This is a genomic window from Clostridium massiliamazoniense, assembly GCF_001403635.1.
Lineage (GTDB): Bacteria > Bacillota > Clostridia > Clostridiales > Clostridiaceae > Sarcina > Sarcina massiliamazoniense.
The window spans coordinates 1,134,373-1,157,188 of the sequence record NZ_LN879468.1 but is presented as its reverse complement, the minus strand read 5'-3'; the positions used below and the strand labels follow the sequence as shown (position 1 = coordinate 1,157,188).

23 protein-coding genes are annotated in these 22,816 nt (G+C 28.5%); 22 read left to right on the top strand and 1 reads right to left on the bottom strand.

Annotated elements, in window-relative coordinates; translation table 11 throughout:
• Position 1: 1 nt before the first annotated feature.
• The 15 genes from mtaB to ppdK all read left to right on the top strand — a co-directional run bounded on the left by mtaB (position 2) and on the right by ppdK (position 14,168).
• The gene (mtaB, locus tag ARA19_RS12340) at positions 2–1,306 is read left to right on the top strand and encodes a tRNA (N(6)-L-threonylcarbamoyladenosine(37)-C(2))-methylthiotransferase MtaB (RefSeq protein ID WP_055071269.1); all 1,305 of its coding nucleotides are present in this window, start codon (positions 2–4) and stop codon (positions 1,304–1,306) included.
• 222 nt (positions 1,307–1,528) lie between these two features.
• Positions 1,529–1,873: a histidine triad nucleotide-binding protein gene (locus tag ARA19_RS12335; RefSeq protein WP_055071268.1), complete on the top strand. Its 345-nt coding sequence runs from the start codon at positions 1,529–1,531 to the stop codon at positions 1,871–1,873.
• 128 nt (positions 1,874–2,001) lie between these two features.
• A complete protein-coding gene (rpsU, locus tag ARA19_RS12330; protein WP_055071267.1) occupies positions 2,002–2,178 on the top strand; it encodes a 30S ribosomal protein S21 in 177 nt (58 codons plus the stop codon).
• A 63-nt stretch (positions 2,179–2,241) separates the two neighbouring features.
• Positions 2,242–2,691 (top strand): GatB/YqeY domain-containing protein, encoded by a 450-nt coding sequence (locus tag ARA19_RS12325; RefSeq protein WP_055071266.1) that lies wholly within the window; start codon positions 2,242–2,244, stop codon positions 2,689–2,691.
• Positions 2,692–2,979: 288 nt separating this feature from the next.
• Complete coding sequence (yqfC, locus tag ARA19_RS12320; protein WP_055071265.1) at positions 2,980–3,264, top strand: sporulation protein YqfC; 285 nt, start codon at positions 2,980–2,982, stop codon at positions 3,262–3,264.
• Entirely contained in the window at positions 3,261–4,388 is a 1,128-nt protein-coding gene (yqfD, locus tag ARA19_RS12315; RefSeq protein ID WP_055071264.1) for a sporulation protein YqfD, read from the top strand. The genes yqfC and yqfD overlap by 4 nt, the downstream gene beginning before the upstream one ends.
• A gap of 47 nt (positions 4,389–4,435) precedes the next feature.
• A complete protein-coding gene (locus ARA19_RS12310; protein WP_055071263.1) occupies positions 4,436–6,493 on the top strand; it encodes an HD family phosphohydrolase in 2,058 nt (685 codons plus the stop codon).
• Entirely contained in the window at positions 6,494–7,000 is a 507-nt protein-coding gene (ybeY, locus tag ARA19_RS12305; protein WP_055071262.1) for an rRNA maturation RNase YbeY, read from the top strand. It abuts the gene before it with no gap.
• Between the two features lie 14 nt (positions 7,001–7,014).
• Complete coding sequence (locus ARA19_RS12300; protein WP_055071261.1) at positions 7,015–7,710, top strand: diacylglycerol kinase; 696 nt, start codon at positions 7,015–7,017, stop codon at positions 7,708–7,710.
• Between the two features lie 127 nt (positions 7,711–7,837).
• On the top strand, positions 7,838–8,245 hold the full coding sequence (locus tag ARA19_RS12295) for a cytidine deaminase (protein WP_055071260.1): 408 nt from the start codon (positions 7,838–7,840) through the stop codon (positions 8,243–8,245).
• Between the two features lies 1 nt (position 8,246).
• Positions 8,247–9,131 carry a GTPase Era gene (gene era, locus ARA19_RS12290; protein WP_055071259.1) on the top strand — a complete coding sequence of 295 codons (885 nt, stop codon included), beginning with the start codon at positions 8,247–8,249 and terminating at the stop codon, positions 9,129–9,131.
• 66 nt (positions 9,132–9,197) lie between these two features.
• Positions 9,198–9,929 carry a DNA repair protein RecO gene (gene recO, locus ARA19_RS12285; protein WP_055072117.1) on the top strand — a complete coding sequence of 244 codons (732 nt, stop codon included), beginning with the start codon at positions 9,198–9,200 and terminating at the stop codon, positions 9,927–9,929.
• A gap of 7 nt (positions 9,930–9,936) precedes the next feature.
• A complete protein-coding gene (locus ARA19_RS12280; protein WP_055071258.1) occupies positions 9,937–10,584 on the top strand; it encodes a DUF4342 domain-containing protein in 648 nt (215 codons plus the stop codon).
• Between the two features lie 232 nt (positions 10,585–10,816).
• Positions 10,817–11,452, top strand: coding sequence for a transcriptional regulator CcpN (ccpN, locus tag ARA19_RS12275; RefSeq protein WP_055071257.1), 636 nt, complete (start codon positions 10,817–10,819; stop codon positions 11,450–11,452).
• Between the two features lie 88 nt (positions 11,453–11,540).
• Entirely contained in the window at positions 11,541–14,168 is a 2,628-nt protein-coding gene (gene ppdK, locus ARA19_RS12270) for a pyruvate, phosphate dikinase (protein ID WP_055071256.1), read from the top strand.
• Positions 14,169–14,606: 438 nt separating this feature from the next.
• On the opposite strand, the gene ARA19_RS12265 is transcribed toward ppdK, so the two are convergent.
• Positions 14,607–15,665: a CotS family spore coat protein gene (locus ARA19_RS12265; protein ID WP_055071255.1), complete on the bottom strand. Its 1,059-nt coding sequence runs from the start codon at positions 15,663–15,665 to the stop codon at positions 14,607–14,609.
• Positions 15,666–16,059: 394 nt separating this feature from the next.
• On the opposite strand from ARA19_RS12265, the gene dnaG reads away from it, so the two are divergent.
• The 7 genes from dnaG to ARA19_RS12230 all read left to right on the top strand — a co-directional run bounded on the left by dnaG (position 16,060) and on the right by ARA19_RS12230 (position 22,749).
• Positions 16,060–17,841: a DNA primase gene (gene dnaG, locus ARA19_RS12260; RefSeq protein WP_055071254.1), complete on the top strand. Its 1,782-nt coding sequence runs from the start codon at positions 16,060–16,062 to the stop codon at positions 17,839–17,841.
• Positions 17,842–17,872: 31 nt separating this feature from the next.
• Positions 17,873–18,979, top strand: a complete 1,107-nt coding sequence (gene rpoD / locus ARA19_RS12255) for an RNA polymerase sigma factor RpoD (protein ID WP_055071253.1) — start codon at positions 17,873–17,875, stop codon at positions 18,977–18,979.
• A 337-nt stretch (positions 18,980–19,316) separates the two neighbouring features.
• Positions 19,317–20,009, top strand: a complete 693-nt coding sequence (locus tag ARA19_RS12250) for a tRNA (adenine(22)-N(1))-methyltransferase (protein ID WP_055071252.1) — start codon at positions 19,317–19,319, stop codon at positions 20,007–20,009.
• Complete coding sequence (locus ARA19_RS12245; RefSeq protein WP_055071251.1) at positions 20,009–20,800, top strand: Nif3-like dinuclear metal center hexameric protein; 792 nt, start codon at positions 20,009–20,011, stop codon at positions 20,798–20,800. The genes ARA19_RS12250 and ARA19_RS12245 overlap by 1 nt, the downstream gene beginning before the upstream one ends.
• A gap of 316 nt (positions 20,801–21,116) precedes the next feature.
• A complete protein-coding gene (locus ARA19_RS12240; protein WP_055071250.1) occupies positions 21,117–21,686 on the top strand; it encodes an ECF transporter S component in 570 nt (189 codons plus the stop codon).
• The gene (locus ARA19_RS12235) at positions 21,686–22,375 is read left to right on the top strand and encodes a radical SAM protein (protein WP_055071249.1); all 690 of its coding nucleotides are present in this window, start codon (positions 21,686–21,688) and stop codon (positions 22,373–22,375) included. Before ARA19_RS12240 ends, ARA19_RS12235 begins: the two co-directional genes overlap by 1 nt.
• Positions 22,376–22,434: 59 nt before the next feature.
• Positions 22,435–22,749, top strand: coding sequence for a hypothetical protein (locus ARA19_RS12230; RefSeq protein WP_055071248.1), 315 nt, complete (start codon positions 22,435–22,437; stop codon positions 22,747–22,749).
• The last annotated feature ends 67 nt before the right edge of the window (positions 22,750–22,816 follow it).

Here is a 22,816-nt window from a genome sequence, read left to right as displayed (position 1 = left end):
AATGAAAGTAGCATTTTCAACTCTAGGATGTAGAGTTAATCAATATGAATCAGAGGCTATGACTGAAAAATTCATAAAAGAAGGATATGAAATTGTAGATTTTAATGGTTATGCTGATGTATATGTAATTAATACTTGTTCAGTAACTAACATGGGAGATAAAAAATCTAGACAATTTGTAAGCAAAGCAAGAAGAGAAAATCCAGAAGCTATAATAGCAGTAGTAGGATGTTATTCACAAATTGCATCAACAGAAGTAAGTGGAATCGAAGGTGTTGATGTAGTTTTAGGAACTAGAAATAAGGGTGACATAATTTACTACATAAATAAAGCTAAGGATGAAGGAAAGCAACAAGTTAAAGTAGGAGCAGTCCTTAAAAATAAAATATTTGAAGATTTAACAATAGAAGATTATCAAGATAAAACTAGAGCATTCTTAAAAATCCAAGATGGATGTAATAGATTCTGTACTTATTGTATTATTCCTTATACAAGAGGAGCTATATGCTCAAAGAATCCTATTAAAGTTATAGAAGAAATAAAAAAACTTGCTGAAAATGGATTTAAAGAAGTTATATTATCAGGTATTCATATAGCATCTTATGGAGATGATTTTGAAGTTGAAGATAGAACAACTTTAGTTGATATCTTAGAACAAATAGAAGAAATTGATGGAATAGAAAGAGTTAGAATTGGTTCTATAGAACCTAATTTCTTTACTGAAGACGTAGTAAATAGAATATTTAAATTAAAGAAACTTTGCCCTCAATTCCATTTATCACTTCAAAGTGGATGTAATGCAACTTTAAAAAGAATGAACAGAAGATATACAGCTGAAGAATATGAAGCTATTGTAGATTTATTAAAGAGTAGAATAGAAAATGTTTCTATAACTACAGATGTAATAGTTGGATTCCCAGGGGAAACTGATGAAGAGTTTGCTGAAACTTATAAATTCTTAGAAAGAATAAAATTAAGTAAACTTCATGTATTTAAGTATAGTCCAAGAAAAGGAACTAAAGCTGAATCGATGGAAAATCAAGTTGATGGAAATAAGAAAGAAGAAAGAAGTAAGGCTTTAATAGAGTTAACTAAAAGATATGAAAATGAATTTGCAAAAGCTCATTTAGGAAAAACTCTAGAAGTATTATTTGAAATGGCATCTAAAGAAGAAGGTGTTCATGAAGGGTATACAAAAAATTACTTAAAAGTTGAAGTACATTCAGATAAAAATATAAGAGGACAATTATTACAAGTAAAAATAGTTGATGTTAAAGATGATATGGCTATTGGAGAACTTGTTTAATAGAATGAACTAAGATTTGATTCAGCTAGAGTTTTGACTCTAGCTGAATTTTTAATGGAAGTTATTTAAGAAATGTGTTTTTTACCTTCATTTTGTAGAAGGTTAGAATATTATAGCCTCTATCTATAGGATAAATTAAGATTAAAATTTGACTTTTAATTATTTAAAATATTTTACTGCTAAGGTATAATAATATTAGAAGAAAAATTGGAGGTGAGAATTATGTCAGATTGTATTTTTTGCAAAATAGCAAAAGGTGAAATACCAAGTAAAAAAGTTTATGAAGATGATAAAGTTTTAGCTTTTTATGATATAGAACCAGCAGCTCCAGTGCATGTATTAGTAATTCCTAAAAATCACATAGGAAGTATTAATGAGATAAATAATGAGAATTCTAGTATTGTAGCACATATTTTTGAAGTTATTAATAAAATAGTAGTAGAGCTTAACATAGCTGATACAGGATATAGAGTTGTATCAAACTGTGGTGACCAAGGAGGTCAGACAGTAGGTCATCTTCATTTCCACTTATTGGGTGGAAGAAATTTAGCTTGGCCACCGGGCTAAATTATAATAAAATAGCTTATAAGTTATTGACCTATGAAAATAGTTATAGTATAATATAGCGTGTGTTATTTAGCCCACAGCTGTGAATTAACTTTAATAATTTACGCTAGCGGAGGGAGGGAAAAAGAATGTCAGAAATAAGAGTAAAAGAAAACGAATCACTAGAGCAAGCACTTAGAAGATTCAAAAGATCATGTGCTAGATCAGGAGTGCTTTCAGAAGTAAGAAAAAGAGAACACTACGAAAAACCAAGTGTTAAAAGAAAGAAAAAATCAGAAGCTGCAAGAAAGAGAAAATTCAAATAATTTTAAATTTCAAGTAGTTTTGTAATTTATTTATAGAGAATTCTTTTGAAAGAAGGTTGTGAAATGCCAACTATTAAAGAAAGACTTCAAGAAGACTGGAAGCAGGCCTTAAAGAGTAAGGATAAGTTTAAAGCAAATGTTTTAAGCACTGCGAAGTCAGCAATACTTTTAGTTGAAAAAACTGAGGGTATTACGCTTGAGGATGAAAAAGTAATTGAAATCTTAGCGAAGGAAATTAAGCAAAGAAATGAAGCTATGCTTGAATTCCAAAAGGGAAATAGACAAGATTTAGTAGATCAGAATAAATCTGAGATAGAAATTTTGTTAAGCTACCTTCCTCAGCAGTTAAGTGAAGAAGAAATCAAAGAATTAATTGAAATCACAGCAAATGAAGTTGGTGCTAATAATATTAAAGATATGGGCAAAGTAATGTCAGCTATTCGCCCAAAAACAGTTGGTAGAGCTGATGGAAAACTTGTAAGTCAATTAGTAAAAGAATTTTTAAATAAATAGTAGAATTCGCTGAGAAGCGAATTCTTTTTTTTATACATAAACATAGACTAAGCATTCAGGTGGAGTTTTACTCCATCTGAATACTTAGTTAAAGTTATCTAGAAGTGTGGGGCTGTAATACTCTTATAGGAGTATTACAGCCTCTAGCTATTAGATAAAATTAGTTTATAAGAAGTATAAGTTCTTCAATATTTAAGTACATACTGGAGTTATTAAATTAATCCTGTAATAAATCTATACTACAATTCATAAATTTATAGAAGAATTAATATATGAGGAGTAGTGGTTATGGGAAAGTTAAATAATTTTAGGGCTAGAATAGCTGATGAGTTTAATATTTCGGAAGAAGTATTATTAGATGTTCCTAAAGTGAGTGTTGTAGGAAGAAATAAAATAATCATAGAAAATCATAAAAGTATTTTAGAATTTAGTAAGTCAGTGCTTAGAGTAGCTAGTTCTATAGGTACCATATATATATATGGTGATAATATGGAAGTATTATTTATGGGGGATGAAACTATAGTTGTTTCAGGTACATTTAATTCCTTAAATTATGAGGAGGAAAAGGAATGAAAAGATCAGCTATAGATTTAACTGTTGAGGTTAAGGTTTTTAAAAAAGAACAGTTACTTAATTTATTATTAAACAACAACATAATAATTAAAAATTCACGGACAGTTGATAGATTTACTATTAGATTTGATGTTAATTATAGTGATTATAAATATGTTAGAAAGCTTGTTAAAAGATTAAAAGGTAAAATTAAAATAGTTAATAAAAGTATTTTTCTAAAAATATTAATGGGATTAAGAAACAATATAGGCTTACCAATAGGAATAATTTCTGGTTTTATTGTATTATTAATTTTATCTAATTTTGTTTTAAGGATATCCATAGAAGGAAAGAGTTATCTTGCACCTTATGAAGTAAGAAGTGAACTAAAAAAGATGGGAATAAAGCCAGGGATGTTAAAGTCATCTATTGATGTATCAAAGATAGAAAAAGATTTAGAAAAAAATCTTGAAGAGATAATGTGGATAAATGCAAGAGTGGAAGGTGGAACTTTAAAAATAAAATATGAGGAAAAAATATTAACATCAGTAAAATCTAAAAATGAGGAATTAATAGGAACAGAAAAAGTAGCTATAATGGATGGAAAAATAAAGAGAGTATATGCAACTTCTGGAGTGGCTAAAGTTAAAGAAGGTGACATAGTAAAAAAAGGTGATATATTAATAGTAGGAGAGCAAGGAGAAGATGAAACTGTAAAGGAAAAAGTAGTTCCAGAAGGGGTTGTTTTAGCGGATACTTTTTATGAAAAAAATATAGAACTTAAAGTTTCAGGAGAGGAAGAGGTTTATACAAAAAATAAAGATGAGGAAATATATATAAGTGTCTATGGAAAGAAAATTTATCTAAAAAAGCCTACTAAAGAATTTGAAAATTATGATAAAATAGAAGAGAAAGGAAAGATTCTAAACAAAAATATATACTATGAAAAGAAGAGGGAAAAAATAATTGAAAGTAAGGACAGTATTATAAAAGAGGCTATTAGTAAGTTGGAACACTCAGTTACTAAAGAAATAAGTAGAGATTCTATAATTATAGATAAGATAATAACAGAAGAGGAAATAGAAGATGGAAAAATAAATTTAAAAGTTTTGTTTGTAGTTGAGCAAAATATTGTATCTTCTTAAAAGGAACGTGTAACAAATACACAAAAAGAGTAGAAGGTGGAGTAAAATTGAATAAAAGTTTTAAAAAGGAAAGGTTATTAGGACGAGATTTTAAAAGGCCTATACTATTTGTGGTTGTATTTTTCATAATTTACTTAATATTAGCGACTGCATTAATAACAAAAAAATATGATTTAAAAGTAGGAGATATACCTAAATCCGATATAAAGGCTAATAAAGAAATTATAGACCAAAGTGCCACTAATGCTAGAAAGAAAATGGAGGCAGAAAAGGTTGATAAAAAATATAGTCTAATATCAGAAATTAAGCAAAATAGTGAAAATCAAATAAAAGATTTTTTTATAGCTTTTAATAAAGAAGCGCAGAGTAATAGTCCTGTAGAAGAAAAGATTAAAAATCTAGCTAATTTTAAGAATCTTTCTTTAACAAATGATGATTATAATGCATTATTTACCCTAAACAAGGAACAGATTAATAAATTACAAGGTGTACTTACTGAAAGTTTAGATGTAGCTTATGAATCTCCTATAACAGAAGGGAATAATCAACAATTAACAGATGCAAAGGATAATGCCTTAACTGTAATTATTGAAAGTTCATTACCTCAACAGATAAAAAATATTGCTAGTTCTATGGTTGAAAATTTAATTAAGCCTAACTTTGTTTTTGACCAACAAGCAACAGAGGAAGCTGTTAATGAAGCTATGAAAGATGTAGCTCCTGTAGTAATAAAGAAAAATCAAATTATTGTAAAAGAGGGAGAGCCAGTAACAGAGCAACAAATTGAAGAATTAAGAGAACTTGGTTTATTAAATGATTCTAATATAAAGCTATATGTTTATTTATCATTAGCATTATTAATAGTTCTTGTCCTTTATGTTCAATATAGATATACTTACAAATATTATAGAAAAATATATGACAATTTTTCAAAGTTATTACTAATTTCTATAATAAACATATTAGCTATTTTAATAGCTAGAGTGACTACTATGTATTCAGCGTTCTTAATACCATTTGCTTGTGCCCCTATATTACTAACATTGTTAATCGATTATAAACTATCTTTGGTTATTAGTGTTTTAAATGTAATATTAATAGGAGCAGCAACTAATTTTAATGGTATTCTTATAATAGTAGCTATTTTAGGAACAGTACTAGGATCTACTATATTAAGAAGGATGCAACAAAGAAATGATATACTTTATGCAGCTTTATTAATAGCTTTAATAAGTTCTGGTGTAACTTTAGCATTAGGAGGATTAACAACTAATAATATGTATGAAATATTCTTAAATACATTATTAGTAGCTATAGGGGCTATTTTATCAGGAGTTTTGGCAGTTGGTATTTTACCATTTTTTGAATCAACTTTTGATATAGTTACAACTGTTAAGTTGTTGGAACTTTCCAATCCAAATAGTCCTTTACTCAAAAAGCTTCTTATGGAAGCACCAGGAACATATCATCATAGTATATTGGTTTCTAATTTAGCCGAAGTTGCAGCAGAAGAAATTGGTGCTAATTCATTATTAGCAAGAATCGGTGCTTTTTATCATGATATAGGTAAAACAAAAAGACCTTATTATTTTAGAGAAAATCAAATAGGAATAGATAATCCTCATGATAAAATTTCTTCAAGATTAAGTGCAAAAATAATAACTTCTCATGTTACTGAAGGGGAAGAACTTGCGAAGCAACATAATTTACCTAGAGAAATAGAAAGATTTATAGTAACTCATCATGGAGATACCTTAGTAAAGTATTTTTATTTAACTGAAAAGAAAAATTCAGATGATCCAGATTCAGTTAAAGAAGAAGATTTTAAATATGCGGGACCAACTCCAAGTACAAAAGAAGAGGGAATAGTTATGCTATCAGACTCTGTAGAGGCTGCTGTAAGATCTATAAAAGATCCTAATATGGATAAAATAGAAACTATGGTAAACAATATAGTGAAGGATAAATTAGAATCTGGTCAGTTAAATAATTGTGATTTAACATTAAAGGATATAGAAAAAATAAAAAAATGTTTCTTAAAAGCATTAAATGGAATATATCATCAAAGAATAGAGTATCCAAAGGAAGAAAAGGAGAAAAAATAATTGATTTACGTAGATAATAGACAGGAAAAATTCGAAGTAACAAAGGATTTTGAAAATTTCCTTTGTAATGTTATAGAATTTGCCTTAAAGGAAGAGGAAGTAGAGAAACCTTGTGAAATATCATTAGTTTTTGTAGATAATGATGAAATAAGGGTTATAAATAATGATACTAGAGAAATTGATAGAGCAACAGATGTTTTATCATTCCCTATGTTAGACTATCCAGAAAAAAAGGTATTTAAAGAAGTTTATAAAGATTATAAATTTAATGAGATATTTTTTGATGGAGAAGAATTAGTTTTAGGTGATATAGTATTATCCTTAGAAAGAGCCGAAGAACAAAGAATAGAATATAATCATTCTTTTGAGAGAGAGGCAGCTTATCTAGTTGTGCATTCAGTATTGCATTTATTAGGTTATGATCACATGGAAGAAGAAGATAAAGTAAAAATGAGACAAAGAGAAGAAGAAATATTAAATGCATTAAAGATAACTAGAAATAATTAAAATGTGGTGGGAGAATGAAAATTAGAAAGCTTTTAGATAGTTTTAATTATGCTATAGACGGTATAATTTATGCCTTTAGAACCCAAAGAAATATGAGAATACATTTTATTGTGGCAATACTTGTATTAATAGCTTCTTTTGTATTTGACATAAGTAAAATAGAGTTTATAGCTTTATGTCTATCCATAACTATGGTAATGGCAGCAGAGCTTGTGAACACAGCTATAGAAAGTGTTATAGACTTAACGACCAATCATTATCATCCACTTGCTAAAATAGCTAAAAATACAGCGGCAGCAGCAGTTTTATTAACAGCTATAAATGCAGTTATAGTAGGGTATGTGATTTTTTGGGATGAGCTTAGCAATTTCAGTTATAGGGTTATAAATGTAATAAGAACTACAAATTTCTACGTTATATTCATAGTTTTAGTAATAGTTTGTTTAATAACTTTAATAGCTAAAGCTATGCTAGGTGAAGGAACTCCTTTAAAGGGTGGAATGCCGTCAGGACATAGTGCCTTAGCATTTTCTATTGCTACATGTATAACACTTATTTCAGGAGAACCTATAATATTTATGCTTAGTTACTTTGCTGCCTTTATAACAGCACAGAGTAGAGTTGATTCTAAAGTTCATAGTATATGGGAAGTAATAATAGGAGCTCTAATAGGTACTTTAGTTACAATTCTTATATTTAAAATTTTTTAGTTAAATAAAATTATAAATAGTGATATAATTAATATACTCTATTATAAGATTTATTACATTTTTTGTAATGTATAAGTCTTGAATAGAGTATATTTTAATATTTTTACAGAACTTAGGGGGTATTAACATGAAAGATCAATTAATTAATTTAGCAATAAAGGCAAAAGAGAAGGCATATTCACCATATTCAAATTTTAAAGTTGGAGCGGCTGTGTTATTTGAAAATGGAAAGATATATACTGGATGTAATATAGAAAATGCTTCTTATGGTGCAACTAACTGTGCAGAAAGAACTGCTATTTTTAATGCAGTTTCTGATGGAGGAAGAGTACTAAAAGCTATTGCTTTAATTGGAGGCCCAAATAATTATACCTATCCTTGCGGGATTTGCAGACAGGTTATATCAGAGTTTGCAGAGAATGGGGATGTAAAAATTTATATAGTGAAAAATTCTACAGATTATATAGAAACTACTTTAGAAGAAATTTTACCAGGGAGTTTCACTAAGAAAGATTTAGATAACAAAGGAGAGTAATATGTTTAAGTCAGGTTATGTAACCATAGTTGGTAGACCGAATGTTGGGAAATCAACTTTATTAAATCTATTGATGGGAGAAAAACTTTCAATAGTGTCTAATAAACCTCAAACAACAAGAAATAATATACAAACAATTTTAACTGGAGAAGATCATCAAATAATATTTGTTGATACACCAGGAATACACAAACCTAAGCATAAATTAGGGGAGTATATGGTTAATAGTGCAAAGGAATCTATAAAAGAAGTAGATTTAGTTCTATTTTTAACTACTCCAGAAGGAGAACTTGGAAGAGGAGATAAGTTTATAATAGAACAACTTAAAAATCAAAAAGCTCCTGTAATATTTGTCCTTAATAAGATAGATGAGGGAACTCAAGATAAAATAGCAGAAACTTTAGTACAATATTCAAAAGAATATGATTTTGCTGAAATGATACCTATTTCAGCTATGAAGGGAAAAAATACGGATAAGTTATTAGAGCTTATGATTAAGTATCTTCCAGAAGGACCAAAATATTATCCAGAAGATATGATAACAGATGTTCAAGAAAGATTTGTAGTTTCAGAAATTGTTAGAGAAAAGGCATTAAGAAACTTAAGTGAAGAAGTTCCACATGGAATAGCTATTGATATAATTCAAATGAAACAAGATAAAAACGGAAAATGGAATATTGAAGTTGACCTTATTTGTGAAAAGGAATCACATAAAGGAATAATCATAGGTAAGGGAGGCCAAAAACTTAAGAAAATAGGTGAGGCTTCAAGATATGAAATAGAAAATTTCCTAAGAGCAAAGGTTAATATAAAAATATGGGTTAAAGTTAGAAAAGAGTGGAGAGACAACAATATGTTGCTTAAAGAACTTGGATACAGAAGATAGCTTTAAGGTAAAAGAAAAACTTGCTTAGAACAATGACAATGAGTGGAGGGAGAAGTTTTGTCACTTATAGAGACTAAAGGAATTGTAATAAAAGCTCAAGACTATAAGGAAAATGATAAACTTCTTTGGATATATACAGAAAAGTTAGGAAAAGTAACAGCTATAGCAAAGGGAGCAAAGAAAAGCAAAAATAAAAGCTTCTCTATTACATTACCTCTTTGTTATAGTGATTACTTACTTTTTAAAGGAAAAAGCCTTTATAGACTATCAGAGGGGAAAATAATAAATTCTTTCCAAGGACTTTTAAATAATTTGGAAAAGTTAACTTATTCAAGTTATCTCTGTGAATTAATAGATATATCAACTGAGGATGGGGAGAAAAATCCTTATTTATTCAAAGAATTTCTAACGGCCTTATATCTTTTAGATACAGATGCTATTGATTATGAACTTTTAATTAGAGCCTTTGAACTTAAAGTTTTAAAAGCAACTGGCTATGAAATAGATTTTAATAATTGTGTTTTTTGTAAAAAGAAAATAAATAGTTCAAATTATATAAGTTTAAGTTATTATGGCGGAGTTTGTGAAGAGTGTCCAAAGGAACATGGGGTTTATTTAAGTAGAGCTTCTTTTAATGCATTAAGGTTTTTAAATAGTGCTACTTTAGATAAAGTCTATAGGGTGAATCTTAATGAGGAAATGAAAGAGGAACTCTTTAAAATAAATTCTTTTATTATCTCTTCAAACTATGTTAGAAAGCCAAAAAGCTTAGAGATGTTAAAATTTATAAAGGAGTGATATTAAAATGGAGAATATTACATTAGAAAAGGTTGATCAAGTTATAGAAAGAACATCAGTTACTTATGGAGTAGCAAAGGAAGCTTTAGAGAAAACAGATGGGAATGTTTTAGATGCAATTATACTAATTGAAGAAATGCAAAGTAGTCAAATAGAAGAAGTTAAAGAAGATGACTCAAATAACTATGAAACTATGGATGAATTAAAAAAATGGTTGATAGATACAGTGAAAAAGGGTAATGTATCAAGAATAAGAATAAAAAAAGATGATAAAGTATTAGCAGATATTCCAGTAAACGCAGGTATAGCAGCAGGAGCTATAGCCATAATGTTACCTCCTGTATTAGCAGTTGTAGTGGTAGCTACTGTTGCAACTAATTTAGTTATAGAAATAACTAGACCAGATGGAAGAGTTGAAGTTGTAAATAAGGTAGTAAAAAGTGCTGCAAGTAATTTAAAGGAAAAAACATTTAATGTAGCTTCAGGAATATCAAATAAAGTTAAAGATAGAAGCGAAAGTAAAACTGGGGTTATAATAAAAGAAGGTATATTTAAAAATATAAAAAAACCAACTATAAAAAAAGACCATAAAGTAAATGATGAGAAGGAAATAACTAATTTCACATATACAGTAAATTTTGAAGAAATAGAATAAAGTAGAATAGAGAATAGAGAAAAATAAAAGTAGGTGAAGAATAATTTACAAAATTGCCTAAATTTTTAAAAAAATTATTGTACTAAAAATAAATTATCGTGTTATAATATATTTGTAATTAATTTACAAGGTATAATTTGTAAATGTCTCACCTCACTTTATTTTTATAACAGTTTTATTTATATATAAACAGCAAATAAAGAAGAAATTAAAGGAAAGAGGGGAAGAGATAGTGAAATTAACACCAAGACAAGAGGAGATAGTTAGGCTTGTAAAAGAAGGTCAACCAGTTACATCAGAAGCATTAGCATCAAAATTAGGGGTAACAAGAGCTGCCTTGAGGCCAGATTTAGCTATATTAACAATGATTGGTATGTTAGATGCAAGACCAAAGGTTGGTTATGTTTACTCTAATAAGCCCTCAAATAGCTTGCTATATGAACATATAAGCAAGATAAAGGTAAAAGATATAATGTCAAAGCCTAGCACCGTTTCGGAAGACACCATGGTTCATGAAGCAATAGTGTACTTATTTTTAAAGGATGTTGGTACATTATTTGTTGAAAACGAAGGCCAATTAACTGGAGCAATTTCAAGAAAAGATTTTTTAAAAGTTGCTATAGGAGGAACAGATATATATAAAGTTCCTGTAGGAGTAATAATGACTAGAATGCCAAACATAGTTTGCGTTAAAGAAGATGATGCTGCTTATGAAGTAGCAGAGAAAATTATAAGTCATGAAATTGATTCAATTCCGGTTGTAAAAGAAGAGTTGGATAAAGATGGTGAAAGTTACTTAAGAATTATTGGTAAGGTATCTAAGACTAATATAACAAAACTTTTTGTTAAATTAGGAAAGATAAATTAATTTTATTAAATGGGTAGCTACCAAAATCATTGGATTTTGTTAGTATAAATTAAGCGATTAATTCTAAGTTGAACGGGGGAGTATTGAGATGAGAAAAGATCAATATGTATACCTTTTTAGTGAAGGTAATGCAAGCATGAGAAACTTATTAGGAGGAAAAGGAGCTAACTTAGCAGAAATGACTAACTTAGGTATTCCAGTACCTCAAGGCTTTACTGTAACAACAGAAGCTTGTAATAAGTATTATGAAGATGGTAAAAAAATTGATGATTCAATTATTGAAGAAATTTATACTAAATTAGGGAAGTTAGAAGAAATATCAGGGAAAAAATTTGGAAGCTTAGAAAATCCTTTATTAGTATCAGTAAGATCTGGTGCTAGAGCTTCAATGCCAGGAATGATGGATACAATTCTTAATTTAGGTTTAAATGATGATTCAGTTGAGGCAATGGCTAACTTAACAAATAATCCAAGATTTGCATATGATTCATATAGAAGATTCATTCAAATGTTTGCTGATGTAGTTATGGGGGTAGAAAAAAGATTATTTGAAAACCTTCTTGATGAAATGAAAGAAGAAAAAGGCTATAAATTTGATACAGATTTAACTGCTGAGGATTTAAAAGTCTTAGTAGGTGAATTCAAAGATTTATATAAAAAAGAAAAAGGTGAAGAATTCCCAAATAATCCAAAGGATCAATTAATAGAAGCTGTAAAGGCTGTATTTAGATCATGGAATAATCCAAGAGCTATAGTTTACAGAAGACTTAATGATATACCAGGAGAATGGGGAACAGCTGTTAACATTCAAGAAATGGTATTTGGAAACAAAGGGGAAACTTCAGGTACTGGAGTTGCTTTCTCAAGAAATCCAGCTACAGGAGAAACAGGAATTTATGGTGAATACTTAATGAATGCACAAGGTGAAGACGTTGTTGCAGGTATAAGAACACCAATGCCAATTTCTCAATTAGAAGAGCAAAATAAAGAAATCTATGATCAATTTATGGATATAGTTAATAGATTAGAAAAACACTATAGAGATATGCAAGATATGGAGTTCACTATAGAAGATGGTAAGTTATACTTCCTTCAAACTAGAAATGGTAAGAGAACAGCTCAAGCAGCTTTAAAAATTGCTGTTGATTTAGTTGAAGAAGGTATGCTTAGTAAAGAAGAAGCTATATTAAAGGTTGAAGCAAAACAATTAGATACATTGTTACATCCAAACTTTGATACAGCTTCAGTTAAAGAAGCAACACCAATAGCTACAGGTCTTCCAGCATCACCAGGAGCAGCTTGTGGAAAAATAGTATTTACTGCTGAAGATGCTAAAGTAAGACATGAAAATGGAGAAAAGGTTGTTTTAGTAAGACTTGAAACTTCACCAGAAGATATAGAAGGGATGATAGCTTCTGAAGGTATATTAACAGTTAGAGGAGGAATGACTTCTCACGCTGCTGTTGTTGCTAGAGGAATGGGAACTTGCTGTGTAGCTGGTTGTGGAGAATTAAAAGTTGATGAAGAAGGTAAAACAGTTACTGTAAATGGCAGAGTTTTAACAGAAAATGATTATATTTCAATAGATGGTTCAACAGGAAAAGTATATGGAGAAGCATTAAAAACAGTTACTCCAGAAATAAGTGGACATTTTGCTACTTTCATGGGTTGGGCTGATGAAATAAGAACATTAAAGGTAAGAGCAAATACTGATACTCCAAGAGATGCTAAACAAGCAGTTGACTTTGGAGCAGAAGGAATAGGCTTATGTAGAACAGAGCATATGTTCTTTGCAGAAGATAGAATAGCTGCAGTTAGAGAAATGATATTAGCTAAGGATGTTGAACAAAGAAAGAAAGCATTAGCTAAAATACTTCCAATGCAAAGAGAAGACTTTGTTGGAATATACGAAGCTTTAGAAGGAAGAGCAGCTACTATAAGATTTTTAGATCCACCACTACATGAATTCTTACCTACAGATCCTAAGGACATAGAAGCTTTAGCTAAGGAAATGAATTTAGAAGTGGAAGAAGTTAATAATACAATAGCAAACTTACACGAATTTAATCCAATGATGGGGCATAGAGGATGTAGATTATCAGTTTCTTATCCAGAAATAGCAGAAATGCAAACAAGAGCTGTAATTGAAGCTGCTATAGAAGTTAAGCAAAATAAAGGCTTTGATGTAGTTCCAGAAATTATGATTCCTTTAGTTGGAGAAATAAAAGAATTAAAATATGTTAAAGATATAGTATGTAATACAGCAAAAGAAGTTATGGAAGAAAAAGGTGTAGAACTTGAATTTAAAGTTGGTACAATGATAGAAATACCAAGAGCTGCTTTAACTGCTGATTTAATAGCAAAAGAAGCTGAATTCTTCTCATTTGGAACAAATGATTTAACTCAAATGACATTTGGTTTCTCAAGAGATGATGCAGGAAAATTCTTAAATGACTATTATGAAAAGGCTATTTATGAGCAAGATCCATTTGCAAAACTAGATCAAACTGGAGTAGGTTCATTAATGGAAATAGCAGTACAAAGAGGTAGAAAGACTAGAGAAGATATTAAGTTAGGTATCTGTGGAGAACATGGTGGAGACCCAAGTTCTATAGAATTCTGTCATAAATTAGGTTTAAATTATGTAAGCTGTTCACCATTTAGAGTTCCAGTTGCAAGACTTGCAGCAGCTCAAGCAAAGGTAAACAACAAGTAATTTCTATATTATATGAAAAACTCTCGGTAGTGAATTTATAATAGAAATAAAAAAATAAAAGGTGCTGTATGAAATCAGCACCTTTTTTATATTATTTTTACAAATGTATTTCTTCATCTGCCGAGATAGCTATATAGGTACAAAATGCTGTGACCATTGAACTAGTACTAGAAGCTTTTTATTTTTGAACAATAGTTTCGTGAAAAAATTTCTACTGTTTGAACAAAGTGAGTTTGGAAATTTTAGAAACTGTTGTAGAAAAAATATTAGAGCTTCTTTACGTAGGTGAGTGGCCACAAATGATGAACTTATATAGCTAGATAAAAGGCAGAGAAGCAGAAAGGATGTATCTGTAATTTGATACATCCTCTTTTTACTTTAAATTCATAATAGAGAGTCTAAAAGGGTAGTTCTTCATAAGTTTTTTATAGTCAATGATTAAATATCAAAGGTTTCTACGCAGAATTCATAAAAGTCAGAGACAAATTTTTTCTGTAAACATACTGTTTTACTATTATTGCTTAGCATATCTAGAAAGGCATGTTTATTACATTTTTTTACATTATTAAAGTAATCTTTTGAAATTCTCCAATATTTTTGAGGGAATGATATATAGGCTAATAAGTATTTTATATCATCCTTAGTACATTTAGAATACTTGTTATAAGCCAATAAAGCTTTTTTTGCTGTTTCAAGATCCCAAGTGCTTCCCCTACGTTTTAGTAATCGTCTAAAAAAATAAGATAAATCAAATATAGAGTAGTTTATGGAACACTTGTCAAAATCTATTATACATATATCATTATCTTTACATATTAAATTTTTATTTACATAATCGCCATGACAAAGAGATCTACTTAAATTTTTAAAGTTTATAGTAGAAGATATCTCTAAGGAGAATTTTGCAAGTTCAATGTTATCATCAAAATTTTTTAAAAATAATTTTGAAAATTTATCTTTTCTTTTTTGAGCTTCATTAAAGCATTCTAATAATTTAATGAAATGTTTATTGGTGGATATGTAGAGATTATCAAAATTCTCTCTTATATAGCTACCTTCAATTGGCTTAAAGTTTCTTGTATTTTCATGAAATATAGCCAAGGTTTTTAATGTATTTTCAAGACAGTGTTGAGCATCAAAGTTACATTTTGTTCCTTCTAACCAAGGAGTTAATATAAATAAGAGATTATCAACTGATACAAAGGGTTCTCCATTTATATTAAATATAAAGTTTGGAACTTTAAAACCTTTTTTGAATAACCATTGAACAGCAGAGTATACAAATAGTAAGTTTTCCTCTGAGTAATAAACCTTTTTTAAGCAATAAATTTTATCCTGTAAGGAAATTTTATATACTGCTCTGTGTTTTTCTGTATGCTTTATTTTAATTTGTTCTATTTTAGCATTTTCTAAATTATACAAAGGTAATATTGAAGTTTCTACTAATTTTAAAAGATATTCATCTTTGTGATTAGATTTTTTTCTATCTTTACACATAAAATCCTCCTAATATATAAAATTACCTAATATATACATATTAATAATGGAAATATATTATACTAAAATATAGATGATAATTTATAATAGTTTAATTTTAATTTGTTAATATTAATTAATAGGTATAAATTAAAGGATTTTTAGAAAAAGTATAGAATAAATAATATTAAGAGATATTAAGTAATAAAATTAAACTATAAGAATGAATTTAAGGAATTGACAATAGGAATAAATGTATATTTATAGATTTAAAATAAATTTTTAACCTATTATAAGGTAAATAAAATAATAATATAAATAAAGTTAAATTTTTTTGAAAAAAAAGAGGAATTTTAAATTATATGTCGAATTAATAAGAGTTGCGATAAAATCTTTAAATAAAGGTGGGAGTTTCTTGAAAATTCCAGAGCAAGTTATAGAAAAAATAAAAGAAGAAAATGATATTGTAGATGTAATATCAGAAAATGTAAGATTAAAAAGAACTGGGAGAAATTTCTCAGGACTATGCCCATTTCATCAAGAAAAATCACCATCATTTAGTGTATCACAGGATAAGCAAATTTATAAATGTTTTGGATGTGGAGAAGCAGGAAATGTTATTAGTTTTGTAATGAAATATAAAAACCTTTCTTTTGTAGAGGCAGTAAAAGTTTTGGCTGATAGAGTTAATATAAGCATTGATTTCGAAAATGGTAAGGCTGATCCAAGACGAAAGAAAAGAGAATTACTATACAAAATTAATAAGGAAGTAGGAAAATATTATTTTTCTAATTTGCAAAAAGAACCTGAAATAAAAGAATATTTTTATAGAAGAGGTTTAACAGAAAAAACTATAAGAAGCTTTGGCTTAGGATTTGCAAAGGATGGATGGAGAGAAACCTTAGGATTCTTAAAATCATTAAGATTAAATGATGATGTAATAAGAGAAACAGGTTTGGTTGTTTTTAACGAGGAGAAAAAAGTTTCCTATGATAGATTTAGGAATAGAGTTATTTTTCCTGTATTTGATGTTAGTGGCAACGTTATTGGATTTGGAGGAAGAGTCTTAGATGATTCTAAGCCCAAATATTTAAATTCTCCAGAAACAGCAGTATTTGATAAAGGTACAAATCTTTATGGATTGAATTTTGCTGTAAAAAATAAAATAGAAGATAGAACTATAATAATGGTAGAAGGATATATGGATTGTATATCACTTCATCAGCATGGAATAACGAATGCAGTTGCTTCTTTAGGAACAGCACTTACTCCAGGGCAAGGAAAGTTACTTAGAAGATATGCTGACACTATTATAATATCTTATGATGCTGATTTAGCAGGGCAAAAAGCTACTTTAAGAGGATTAGAAATCCTTATAGAAATTGGATTAGAGGTAAGAATTCTTACAATACCTAAAGGCAAAGATCCAGATGAATTTATAAGGGTTAATGGCAAAGATGCTTTTAAAAAGCTTATGGATGAAGCAAAACAGTTAATAGATTATAGAATAGACATGGCTAAAGTTGGAATTGATTTTTCAAAGGAAAAAGATTTAGCTTTATACAGCAACAGAATTACAGAAGTATTGGCTAATTTAAATCCTGTTGAAAAAGATATTTATATAAAAAAGATTTCAGAAGAAACAAAAATAAAAGAACAGGCGCTATATGACTTATTAAGCAACAAAATGACAACTGCTAACAATAATAGTAATTTTGTGAATAATAATGCAGAACTTGGAACAAAATTATATATAGAGCCTGCATATGTGAAGTCAACTAGAAATATATTAAAGCTTTTAATGAATAAATCTTCTTATGAGAAGGTTAATAGCTTATTTAATGAATCTAAGTGTATTGATGAAGTTCATTTAAAGCTATACAACCTAATAATGGAGACTATAAATGAAAAGGGCTTTGATGATCTTGAAAAGAATTTAGAAATAAAATGTCAAGATGTGGAATTGTTAAAAGAGTTTCTAAAAATAAAGGATATAAGCATAATTACTAGCAATGATTTAGAAACTATAATAAAAGATTATATCTATAATATAGAAATATATAGACTAAATAAAGAAAAGGAAATAGTTTCACAAAAGCTTAAGGAAAGTGAAAAAGCAGGTAACTTAGAGTTATCCTTTGAATACTTGAAAAAATCTAAAGAAATTCAAGAGAAACTAATGATATTAAAGAAGTAGATAGTTCTTAGATGCGGAAGGAGGCAAACCCATGAGTGATAAAGTAACTAATGTTAAGGGGAAAAATGCGAAAACTGAAATAAAAGATAAAAATGCCAGAATGGCAATTGTAAAGAGATTAATAGATAAAGGTAAAAAGAGTGGATCATTAACATATAAAGAAATAATGGATGAACTTGATGAAATAGACTTAACACCAGAACAAATAGAGCAAATCTATGAAGTTCTAGAATCAATGGGTGTAGAAGTTATAAGCGAAATAAATGATGAGGATGAAAAAGACATAGAAATATCAGTTCCAGAAGGAATTGCTATAGATGATCCAGTTAGAATGTATTTAAAAGAAATAGGTAAAGTTCCACTATTATCATCAGAGGAAGAAATAGAACTTGCACAAAAAATAGAAGAAGGAAGTATGTATGCTAAAAAGAAATTAGCAGAAGCTAACCTTAGACTTGTTGTAAGTATAGCAAAAAGATATGTTGGAAGAGGAATGCTTTTCCTAGATCTTATTCAAGAAGGTAACTTAGGTCTTATAAAGGCTGTTGAAAAGTTTGATTATAGAAAAGGATATAAATTCTCAACATATGCTACATGGTGGATAAGACAGGCGATTACAAGAGCTATTGCTGACCAAGCAAGAACTATAAGAATCCCAGTTCATATGGTAGAAACAATTAACAAATTAATAAGAGTTCAAAGACAATTATTACAAGAGCTTGGAAGAGATCCATCTCCAGAAGAGCTATCAAAGCATATGGATATGCCTGTAGATAAAGTAAGAGAAATTCTTAAAATAGCTCAAGAACCAGTATCTTTAGAAACACCAATAGGTGAAGAAGAAGATTCACATTTAGGAGACTTTATTCCAGATGATGATGCACCAGCTCCAGCTGAAGCAGCTGCATTTACATTATTAAAAGAACAATTAATCAACGTTTTAGATACACTTACTCCAAGAGAAGAAAAGGTATTAAGACTAAGATTTGGTTTAGACGATGGAAGAGCTAGAACTCTAGAAGAAGTAGGAAAAGAATTTAACGTAACTAGAGAAAGAATAAGACAAATAGAAGCTAAAGCACTTAGAAAATTAAGACATCCAAGCAGAAGTAAGAAACTTAAGGATTACTTAGATTAATTTAAAGAAAGGGGCTATATTATTAATTAGCCCCTTCTTAAATTGTAGAAAGTTTTAATATTATTTACTTGCCAAAGTTGGATATATAGAAAAGAAGTGATGTAAAAATTCACATCAGTAATTTAGAAGCTCTTCATTTCTGAGCAAGAGTTATATGAAAATTTCTATTACTTAAGAAAGTAAATCTAGGAATTTTAAAAACTCTTATAGAGGAAATGATAGAGTTTCTTTGCGTATGAAACTGAGTGAAAAGATTAAAACTATATAGTCAATGTAATGCTAGAGTGATTATTTTATAATTTTACTAGAGCTATATTTCTAGGTTAGGAGGATTTTTATGGAATTAAGTAAAAGATTAGAGGTTATTGCTAGTCATGTTGATAAATGTGAGAGCATTGCTGATATAGGAACAGATCATGGGTATATACCTATAGATTTAGTTAAAAGAGGAATTTGTGAAAGAGCTGTTGCTTCTGATATAAATAAAGGACCTATGGAGAAAGCAAGAATAAATGTTGGCTTTGAAGGACTAAGTGATAAAATTAAGGTTTATTTAGGAGCAGGTCTTAAACCTTTAAAGGTTTCTGAGGTTGATGGAATAATTATAGCTGGTATGGGAGGAAATCTTACTAGAGATATTATATTAGCTGATTTACCTAAGGTTAAAAAATATAATTTTATGGTTTTACAACCAGCACAAAATCCTGAAATTCTTAGAGAATTTTTATATAATAATAGTTATGAAATTATTGATGAAGACCTTATTAAAGAGGATGGAAAGTTTTATGAATTATTTAAAGTTAAATATAGTAGAGGTACTAAGTTTAATAATGGAAGCTTAAGAGAAATTGATTATGAAGTAAGTCCAATACTATTAAGTAAAAAACATCCTTTGATAAATGAATACATAAGTAGTAAAATAGGTAAGTATGAAAAAATAGAAGGTTTTATAAAAGAAGATACAGAGCTTGCAAAAAAAAGAAAAGAAGATTTAAAAGCTAAGATATCTATTCTTAAGGAGATGATTTAATGCTATTAAATGATTTTATAAAGATAATGGAAGAAATAGCACCACCTTCTCTTAAAGAAGACTTCGATAATGTAGGTCTTATGGTTGGAGATAGGAAGAAAGAAGTTTCTAAAGTATTAGTTGCCTTAGATTGTACTAAAGAAGTGATAAAAGAAGCTGAGGAGTTAAATGTTGATTTAATCTTAACTCATCATCCTTTAATATTTAAAAAACCTAGTTCCATAACTACAGACACTTTATTAGGGTCTAAAATTATTGAACTAATTAAAAATGATATAAACCTATATTCAGCTCATACTAATTGGGATTCTGTTAAAAATGGAATTAATGATACCATTGTAGAAGTTTTAGGAATGAAATCTAAAAAGATCATTGATAAAGTTTCAGATGATGCTGGTATAGGAAGAATAGTTGATTTAGGTGGAAAATCAACATTAAAAGATATTATAAATAAAACTAAAACTGCATTAAAGGCAAAAAATTTGAGATATGTTGGAGATTTAGATTCAGAAATATCTAAAGTGGCAGTAATAAATGGAAGTGGGCAAAGTTATCTAGAAGCTGCTAGAAGGTTAGGAGCTGATTTAGTTATAACTGGTGATACTACTTATCATTTTGCCTCTGATTATAAAGAAATGGGAATGTCTATAATTGATATTGGACACTTTAATTCAGAATGGCCGATTCTTATTGAAGTTAGTAAGACGGTTGAAAAAAGAGTTAAAGAAAAATATGAAGATGTAGAGTTCATAATATCTAGTAAATCAGAAGATCCATACAATTTCAATTAAATAAATCTAAGGGTTTTAATCCTTAGGAGAGGTTCACTTGTTAGCCATCCCTCTATAAAAAACTAGGGACTGTAGCTACCATAAGGTTTCTATTGTTCTTATGGTAGCTTTTTTTGCTTGGTTTTTCAAATTATCTTCTTTAAAATTAAGCAAAACCAGCTCCCTTCGTGGTTTAACTAAATAAGACTTTAAATTAGAAAATTTTTAGTCTCAACTTAGCTAATAGTGTACAAAGGATATATTTAATTAAGTAAAATTATTGATTAATACATTCTCTAGCTATTAGAAAAAATTATCGAAGGAGATTTAAGAAAAAATGAAAAAAAACAACAACTTTAAACTAGCTCTTATGGCCATAGGAATAGCCATAAATGTTATAGGACCCTTTTTAGCTATGACATTTAGAATACCTATATATTTAGATGCTATTGGAACAAATTTAATAGCTATGCTATTTGGACCTGTAGAAGGAGTTATTGTAGGAGTAGTAGGCTCATTATTATGTGGGGTTACATTTGATGTTTCTTCTATTTGGTATGCACCAGTACAGATATTTAATGGAATTGTAATAGCTTATTTATACAGAGCTGGTTGGATAACAATGAAAAAAATGTTTTGGTCTATGTTAATAGCAATATTATTTATAAGTACTAGTAGTGCACTTATTACTGTTTATGTATATGGTGGAATAACACCATCAGCATCAACTTATATTTACTTATTATTAAAATATATAGGTTTTTCCTCTGTAGTAGCTGCATTTATAATGCAAATGATGACAGACTATGTAAATCAAATAGTTTCTTGCTGGATAAGCTTAGTAGTTATAAAGAGATTGCCAAAGAATATGAGAGGAAGATTTAATAACATTAAGGAGAGTAATTAATGGATAGATATAATATTATTAATGGAAAAAACAAAAGAGAAATAGTTCTTCTTAAAAGTTTTCCTTGTGCTTGGGGAAAATGTAGTTTTTGTGATTATATAGAAGATAATTCAAAAAATAAAGAAGAAATATTAAAAATAAATGATGAAGTGTTAAGCAAAATAACAGGGGTACATGGTGTACTAGAAGTAATAAATTCTGGAAGTGTTTTTGAAATTCCTAAGGAATCTTTAGAACAAATAAGGGAAATAGTTAAAAGTAAAAATATAAAAAGACTTTACTTTGAAGCACATTGGTGTTATAGAAAGAGACTTCAAGAAATAAAAGACTTCTTTGGAGTTGAAGTTATATTTAAAACCGGAATGGAGACCTTTGATGAGGACTTTAGAAATAATGTTTTAAATAAAAACATAAAGTATAAGGATATTGAAGAGGTTAAATCTTATTATGATTCTATTTGTTTAATGGTTGGAATTGAAGGTCAAACTAAAGAAATGATTGAAAGAGATATGGATATTGTTATTAATGAATTTCCTAAGGCTACAATAAATATTTGGACAGAGAATTCAACAAGATTTAAAAGAGATGAAGAAATAATAAAATGGTTCCAAGAGAAGTATAGATTTTTAGAGAATAACGAAAATATAGAAGTTCTATTTGAAAATACCGACTTTGGTGTTGGAGATTAAAGCAAAGAGAGAGTTACAACATAGTATATTATTATAAGTAATATAAGAGAAGGGTAATAATGGGACATAGAGCTTATAAAAAATATAATATGAAAAATAAAATATTTCATAAGACTAATTGTTATAGGTGTGATACCAATGAATTTTTTAAAAATATAGAAAGTGTTAAACTTAACTTAGGAAAAAAATTTAAGGAATATGAAAAAAACTTAAATATAAATCTTAATGTACCAAAACCAGGTAGTAAATCAGGAAAATTATTAAAACAATGTGTAGTTGGAGTGTTTGTACTGATTATAGCTGGACTTACTATAGGATTTCCAGTAACTATATGTATATGTTTATTAGCTTTATTTCTATTAATATACAAATAATACATTAAGTTAATAAGTATATAAAATTAAAAAAGGTTGTAACTTATAAGATTATGTGATAATATAA